At 33.3% G+C, this 6,210-nt stretch carries 8 protein-coding genes; all 8 read right to left on the reverse strand.

Annotated features, from left to right (window positions below):
- Window positions 1-17: 17 nt before the first annotated feature.
- The 8 genes from OO013_RS20315 to OO013_RS17300 all read right to left on the reverse strand — a co-directional run bounded on the left by OO013_RS20315 (window position 18) and on the right by OO013_RS17300 (window position 6,087).
- Window positions 18-236 (reverse strand): type II toxin-antitoxin system RelE/ParE family toxin, encoded by a 219-nt coding sequence (locus OO013_RS20315; RefSeq protein ID WP_369414905.1) that lies wholly within the window; start codon window positions 234-236, stop codon window positions 18-20.
- A 67-nt stretch (window positions 237-303) separates the two neighbouring features.
- The gene (locus OO013_RS17270; protein ID WP_266058234.1) at window positions 304-486 is read right to left on the reverse strand and encodes a hypothetical protein; all 183 of its coding nucleotides are present in this window, start codon (window positions 484-486) and stop codon (window positions 304-306) included.
- Between the two features lie 126 nt (window positions 487-612).
- Window positions 613-1,428: a DKNYY domain-containing protein gene (locus OO013_RS17275; protein ID WP_266058235.1), complete on the reverse strand. Its 816-nt coding sequence runs from the start codon at window positions 1,426-1,428 to the stop codon at window positions 613-615.
- Window positions 1,429-2,402: 974 nt separating this feature from the next.
- Window positions 2,403-3,536 carry a serine hydrolase domain-containing protein gene (locus OO013_RS17280; protein ID WP_266058236.1) on the reverse strand — a complete coding sequence of 378 codons (1,134 nt, stop codon included), beginning with the start codon at window positions 3,534-3,536 and terminating at the stop codon, window positions 2,403-2,405.
- Between the two features lie 88 nt (window positions 3,537-3,624).
- A complete protein-coding gene (locus OO013_RS17285; protein WP_266058237.1) occupies window positions 3,625-3,930 on the reverse strand; it encodes a type II toxin-antitoxin system RelE/ParE family toxin in 306 nt (101 codons plus the stop codon).
- Complete coding sequence (locus tag OO013_RS17290; RefSeq protein WP_137091222.1) at window positions 3,918-4,109, reverse strand: hypothetical protein; 192 nt, start codon at window positions 4,107-4,109, stop codon at window positions 3,918-3,920. The genes OO013_RS17285 and OO013_RS17290 overlap by 13 nt, the downstream gene beginning before the upstream one ends.
- A 147-nt stretch (window positions 4,110-4,256) precedes the next feature.
- The gene (locus tag OO013_RS17295) at window positions 4,257-4,919 is read right to left on the reverse strand and encodes a hypothetical protein (protein WP_266058239.1); all 663 of its coding nucleotides are present in this window, start codon (window positions 4,917-4,919) and stop codon (window positions 4,257-4,259) included.
- Between the two features lie 100 nt (window positions 4,920-5,019).
- A complete protein-coding gene (locus OO013_RS17300) occupies window positions 5,020-6,087 on the reverse strand; it encodes a hypothetical protein (RefSeq protein ID WP_266058240.1) in 1,068 nt (355 codons plus the stop codon).
- Window positions 6,088-6,210 lie beyond the last annotated feature (123 nt).

Raw genomic sequence — 6,210 nt, forward strand, 5'->3', positions numbered from 1 at the left:
GTTGTTGTAGCTATTGTTTATATTATTTTGTCAATCTTTAATATCCTGTATGAACTGTAAACTGTTAATATGTCTATGCGTTCACTGTTCTTTATTCGATATATTATCCGATAATTCCCTTCGATCAATTCTCTTATATCCTCATTTCCAATTTCTGGAACTATTCTACCACTTTTAGGAAATTCTTTTAGTGATTTGGTGGACTCCTTTATTCTGCTGACTTGAAAAATGCGTATCTCTTTGAGTCCTTTGTTATATAATCAAAAATATCTTTTAAATCGAGATAGTCATGATTAGTCCAAACTACTTTGACCATTCATTAATTCGATTTTCAAGATCCTCTTCTGAAATCACATTATCTTCTTCAGAATCTTTTAATCCTTTTTCAATTTTATCCAGTAAAATCAATCTGCCCATCAATTCATCGATAGAAAATTGATCGGGGAATTTGGATATTGTATTGATCACTTGTTCTTTATTCAGCATAGCATATTCAGTTTCTTAAATATACGTAAAATTTCGAAATGTGGATATAGCCCTCATGAGCTACAAGGGTTAGTTAAGCACAAAGTTTGATAGGGGCCAAAAGCCTTGATATGAGTACTATTTCGTCTATTTTTTATTTACATTGTTAGTGGTAGTTATTATTTTTCCGTGCTCAAATTTATTTTTCCCGTCCTTACCAATTCCATTCATTCTGTTAATCTCAAAGGTCCTAGGGTCAGCTTCTTCTACAATGCTGTTTTTGTAATACACAGCGTTTTTATCTTTTGAATATCCTAACTCCAATATTTCAAATGTTTGGTAGTCAATATTTTCTAATGCTTCTCCTTGATGGTAGTATCTATTTTTATCTTTTTGCCATTGATAGTCAACAATCTCAAATGATTCAGAGTCGCTTCCAATTATTGGTTCTGTTCCTTTGTAAGCTTGCTTTTTGTCCTTTCCATAATGACAGCTTAAATTTTCAAAAGATTTGGGGTCTGCATTCATTATAGAGTCTTTATAAGAAACTGTTTCGTCCCTGATTTTATAAGTATCACAATTACCTATGTATCCTGCTTCTAATCTGTTTTGATTCTCTATTTCTCTATCTTTCGCATATTGTTTATTTGACACATATTCTCTGACGATTATAAATGATAGACTTCCAATCATTAAAAGAGGAAGAACATATGCAAGAATTTTCACTTTTTTATATAGTCTTGCATTCAGTTCAAAGAATATAATTAGGTAAAGAGGGTATACATTCACTCCAATAAACAAAGCCCAAACCATCAATGGATTTGCATTTGGGTCATCGAAAAAGAAAATCGTTCCAAAAAAGACTAAAGGCCAAAAAAGTATCGGAAGTAAAATGAACCAATTTATCCATTTAAACTTTTTCGGTACTTCTTTAGAGAATGCTATTATCTTCAAATTAGGCATCTTTCCTTGTTCTAATAACCATTAACGGTCTTACTAAACGGTGGTGTTGGTCAAACGAAGTGCCGACCAGAACGTCCGCCTAAAAGTAGTAAAAAGGATTGACTTGTCAATCCGCCAGTAGCCCGCCATGCCGTTTAGTTGATGTTGGCAAGTGTATTTTTTATATCAAGCAAAATCGGTAGCGAGTGTAAGACTATAATAACTTTAAGCAAGTTTTTCAATGTTTGTCTGGTCTTTTTCCGTTCATTGATAAACACATGTCCAGCTACCATTACAATAAGATAGTTGAGCCAAGATGCTTCAAAGTTTCTAATGTTTAGCAATGGGCTTATTAGAGTCAATATGATAAATCCAGAAAGTAATAAAGTCAGCCAATAGGAGTTTTTATCCAATATAGATTTGAGCTTATATGCTTCAAATGAAACGAGTATTGAAATGACTAATGTGTCAATCACTCCAACCATTAAGAACCAAGAACTTATCTCTAAGTGTCTTGCTTTTAGGTAGATGAATAGGATTAGTGTAGATGAAGAAATGATGCAAACTGAAATTATTAGGTTCCTGATTTCTGAGACATATCTTGAAATTAGTAGACAGTAAATAATAAAAGGCACTAATAATAATTCTGGTGTCGGTTTGAAGGTTAGTTGTACCAACAGAACCACATAGAATAATGTCAATAAATGTGCTTCAAATCTTCTAATGAGTTCCATAATGTTAGTTAAGGCAGATGGTTTACAAAGTTAAAGTCACATGCTTTACACTAAAATCGTACTGAGCCTTATCGATTGTTGTTTAATTCTTATATCGTTTTCATTAAAGTATCCTAAAAATACGTGCCTATAGAATACCTTCCAAATCCCATTACCTATTTCCTCAGCAGCAACCTGTCTACCTATTAATCCTCTGGACATATATACCCAGTAATAACCTAACCCACTGAATGGCCTTTTGATTTTTAGCTATTGTTGGCATCAGTTTTTTACGTATCTATCAATAATATTGTACGTTTTGTCTACAAGGTTTTCCTTAAAAAGGATATCATTATTTGTAAAAATCACCAAGCTTAAAGGCCTTTTAAATTTAAAAATTGACCAATTATTAATACCAAATCCCGCCCCTGCCGAAACTGCTAAAGAGTCGGTTACTTCCCAACCCATTGAATAGAATGATTCTTTATCCTTTAACCTTTGCATATTATCAGAGTGCAGTTCAATATCCATTGAAACGGGCTTAAATATCAACTCGTGTGAAGTTTCGCTTAGTATCTGGTACTGCCTTAAGGCTTTGAGGTATTTAGAATAATCATTAAGGTTAGAATAGAGTCCAGTAGGTCCTACTAAAGCATTGGAAAAATCGTATGGGTCGTTTGAAACCCAATTACTCAGACTATCCCTTTCATAACTAACGGCCATATTAGGTATTTTTCCAAAATTTTTCTCGCTCACAAAATAGGTGTTTTTCATACCTATTCTATCAAAAACAACTTCATTCATATACGCTGAAAACGGTTTTCCACTAATATCTTCTATAAGCTTGACCAGAACGCAATAGGCGCCGTTGTTATATGAAAATTGTGTACCTGGACTAAATTTTGTAATGTCATTATTTTTATACCAGTCCATCACATCATTTATTGACATAAGATCAGAGGAATTCCAGCTGTGTCTAACTATACGGTCTGCATCTGCAATTCCGGAGGTATGGGAAATTAACTGCTCAATTGTAACATTCTTAAAGATAGGATACGAAAAATATCTGTAAACGGTATCAGTTATTTTAAGCTTACCTTCATCTTGCAATTTTAGAATACCAATTGCTGTGAATTGCTTTGTCATGGAGCCAGCATTAAAATTTGTATTGTTGGTTGCCTTTTCTCCATTATTAACATTCCTCAACCCGTACGTCTTCTTAATTATCTCTTTACCGTTGTACGATATAAAAATGGCTGCGGCAGGTCCATCATCATTATAATAGGAATTGAATAATGAATCTATTTCAACTGCAAGTGAATTATTATCTTCTAATACCTCAGTGTGATTTTTTTTTGATTTTCCACATGAGGTAAATATTAGGCCGATAAGTAGAAGAAGTAAAGGATTTTTCATTTTGATTGCAAAACGTTTACACTATGGTGCAGTTTTTAAGTCCCTCGTGGCATAAAAATGCGGTTATAGTGAGTGTTACCTTTTCGGCTTAAATTCCTTTTAATTTTTTAGGATCCCTCGATGTATGAAAAACCCTGGAGATAACTACCTTAGATTTTGTCATTCTGTATATTATCTTATAACTCCAGACCACGAGAAATCGATACTCTGATTTTTTATGTTTTAAGAGCGGTTCAATTGTTCCGATATTCAGATGATTCTCTAAAAGCTCAGTGGAATCTAATATTTTATTCAATACAATCTTGGCATACGATGTGCCTTGTTCATTTTGAATATATTTTACAGCTCTTTCTAATTGTCCTAATGCCTTTTTTGTCCAAATTACCTCAACCATTCTTTTGATTTATCTCGAACTTGCTGTTGAGTAAAAATTTCACCCTTTTTTTCCTGTTCCTCAGATTCATCGATATCAGCCAGCAATGCTAATTGATCATATACATCCTCCAAAGTTGATTCAGGTGTAAGTTGATCCGCAATTTGAATTAAATATTTCTTTAGCGTTTCTTCGTTCATATCTACAATATAATTCAAAGTCTAATAAGTAAAAAATGATTTAGTTTTATATACGGATTTCCTGCTGAAAGGTAACGTTAAGGCTAAGCGGCGAATCCCGTCCCCAGGGAAGGGATTATTCATGGAAGGCAGTGTTGTAGTACGTATTTATAATTCTTTTTTAATTTCTTCCGAAAGCTTTATTTTTCCATTATCCAATATCTTACCTTCTTTATAAATAATATAATTTTTTGTCGTTTCTGGGATGATGCTTCCTAATGAGTCACATTCAGAAGAACTGATAGTGTCAGCAACATAGATTGAGTAATTATTTTTTATTGTCAAATATTCCTCACAAGTGTAACCACAATCTGATCCACAATATCCAATAGACACAATCTTTTGATCTATTTTATCACCGTTTAATTTATATGTATTTACTATTGGATATAAACAATCAGCAATTCCCAATGAAATTACAGTAATGAAATTGCCAGAAGAAGGAATTTGAATATAACTGTATGCATCTAAATCAATAAACTGTTCAAATCTATTACCATCAAACATTAGATCTCCAGTATAACCACCAGAGCAACCTTTTATTTCTATTGGAAGTTCTGATTTCTTGAAATTTTCTAAAAATGAATTGAATTCCTCATTTACTTCGGGAAGTTCTGTTTGTTTATTGTTTTGGGACTTTGGATCATCATCCGATTTCGAAGCTATAGTAATAGTATCTGCTGATTCCTCAATTTTATTCTTATTATCAGACCTCTGTGAACAGCTTACAAAAAAAATAATACAGACTAATTGAAAAAATATTTTATTCATAGTTGATGATTATATGTACTACAACGCCTAGCTAAAATGAGTATGCGTCCCATTTGCGAGACATGATAAATTTCTGTTTTGCATTGACCTTTCCAAATGCTCAGTTCGCATCTTCATTTTTAGCATTTGTTGTGATCCGTTTTGAGTAAATCTTCTGGATTAATTCATCTTCATTTAAGCCACTCATGAAAAGGGTGTTTGAAGTTCGGTCAAAGCTATAATTGACACCTTCCAAGTTGTCAGGGTGTTCAACTTCAAATTTGGTAATGAGCTCTGAGTTACGGTTTATGACTTTAAATGTGTAATCATATGCATCATAAAAGACGATGTTGTCTGTCATGGTAATACCAATGAATACTGGATGAGTTACTGTATTTGAGATGTCTTCGCATATTAGGAAATCCCTAGTTATCCAGTCGAAAACTGTTACAAAATCAAAGTCATCAACAGTTAGAAAAAGGTAGGATTGAAAGACGTCAAAATAAATGCTTTGTTGAAGGTTGTAATTACCTACGTTCGTTTTGTTTTCAGCGTATCCATATGAACCGGCGATGTCCATTTGACACGGGATTTTGAACTCTTTGAATTCCTGTTTTTCAGAATCGAAAATAATTATTGACGCTTTTTCATCTGCCTTATTAACTGCTATTTGTATTGACAATTCTTTAAGGACATTCGTGGTTAAGATGTTCGTAAATCTCTTTTGCAGAGTATCAGGAAGATCATTGAGGTAGAATGATGTCTCTCGATATGGAATTGAACTTTCATTCTGGATTTCGCCATTTTCAAAGTATTCTATTGTTGGTTCAAAAGTTGAGTTGTACGGGTCAAAAAATTCCAAGACCCCAGAATCAACTGAGTGTAACTGAGGATATATAAAATCTCTACCACCTTCAAAATAGAAGTGTTCGGTTATTGATTCAAAAGTTAGGCTGTCTTCGTTTCTGAGGCGGTCCTCTCTATTTTTTACAAAATCTGCTACGGAGTATTCACCGAATAATTTCATCTGGTATTTGACCATTTCTGGCTCTACTGGCTTTTCAGATTTAGTTTCTTTTAAGGCTGTCTTTATTTCAGTCGTATCGGCAATGTCATCAGATGCCTTCTCTGATTTTGTTTGACAACAAGCCAGAAAAACAGTCAATATGGTGAGGATTCTAATTTGCATGGTTATGTTCGTTAAGGCAGATGGTTTACAAAGTTAAAGTCACATGCTTTACACTAAAATCGTACTGAGCCTTATCGATTGTTGTTTAATTCTTATATCGTTTTCATTAAAGTATCCTAAAAA

It is taken from the genome of Mangrovivirga halotolerans (assembly GCF_026241165.1).
GTDB classification, from domain to species: domain Bacteria; phylum Bacteroidota; class Bacteroidia; order Cytophagales; family Cyclobacteriaceae; genus Mangrovivirga; species Mangrovivirga halotolerans.

Excerpts from the sequence above, each read along its gene's own strand:
- OO013_RS17275 (WP_266058235.1), bottom strand. The coding sequence starts at position 1,428 with ATGCCTAATTTGAAGATAATAGCATTCTCTAAAGAAGTACCGAAAAAG.
- OO013_RS17295 (WP_266058239.1), bottom strand. The coding sequence starts at position 4,919 with ATGAATAAAATATTTTTTCAATTAGTCTGTATTATTTTTTTTGTAAGC.
- OO013_RS17300 (WP_266058240.1), bottom strand. The coding sequence starts at position 6,087 with ATGCAAATTAGAATCCTCACCATATTGACTGTTTTTCTGGCTTGTTGT.
- OO013_RS17270 (WP_266058234.1), bottom strand. The coding sequence starts at position 486 with ATGCTGAATAAAGAACAAGTGATCAATACAATATCCAAATTCCCCGAT.
- OO013_RS17280 (WP_266058236.1), bottom strand. The coding sequence starts at position 3,536 with ATGAAAAATCCTTTACTTCTTCTACTTATCGGCCTAATATTTACCTCA.
- OO013_RS17290 (WP_137091222.1), bottom strand. The coding sequence starts at position 4,109 with ATGAACGAAGAAACGCTAAAGAAATATTTAATTCAAATTGCGGATCAA.
- OO013_RS17285 (WP_266058237.1), bottom strand. The coding sequence starts at position 3,930 with ATGGTTGAGGTAATTTGGACAAAAAAGGCATTAGGACAATTAGAAAGA.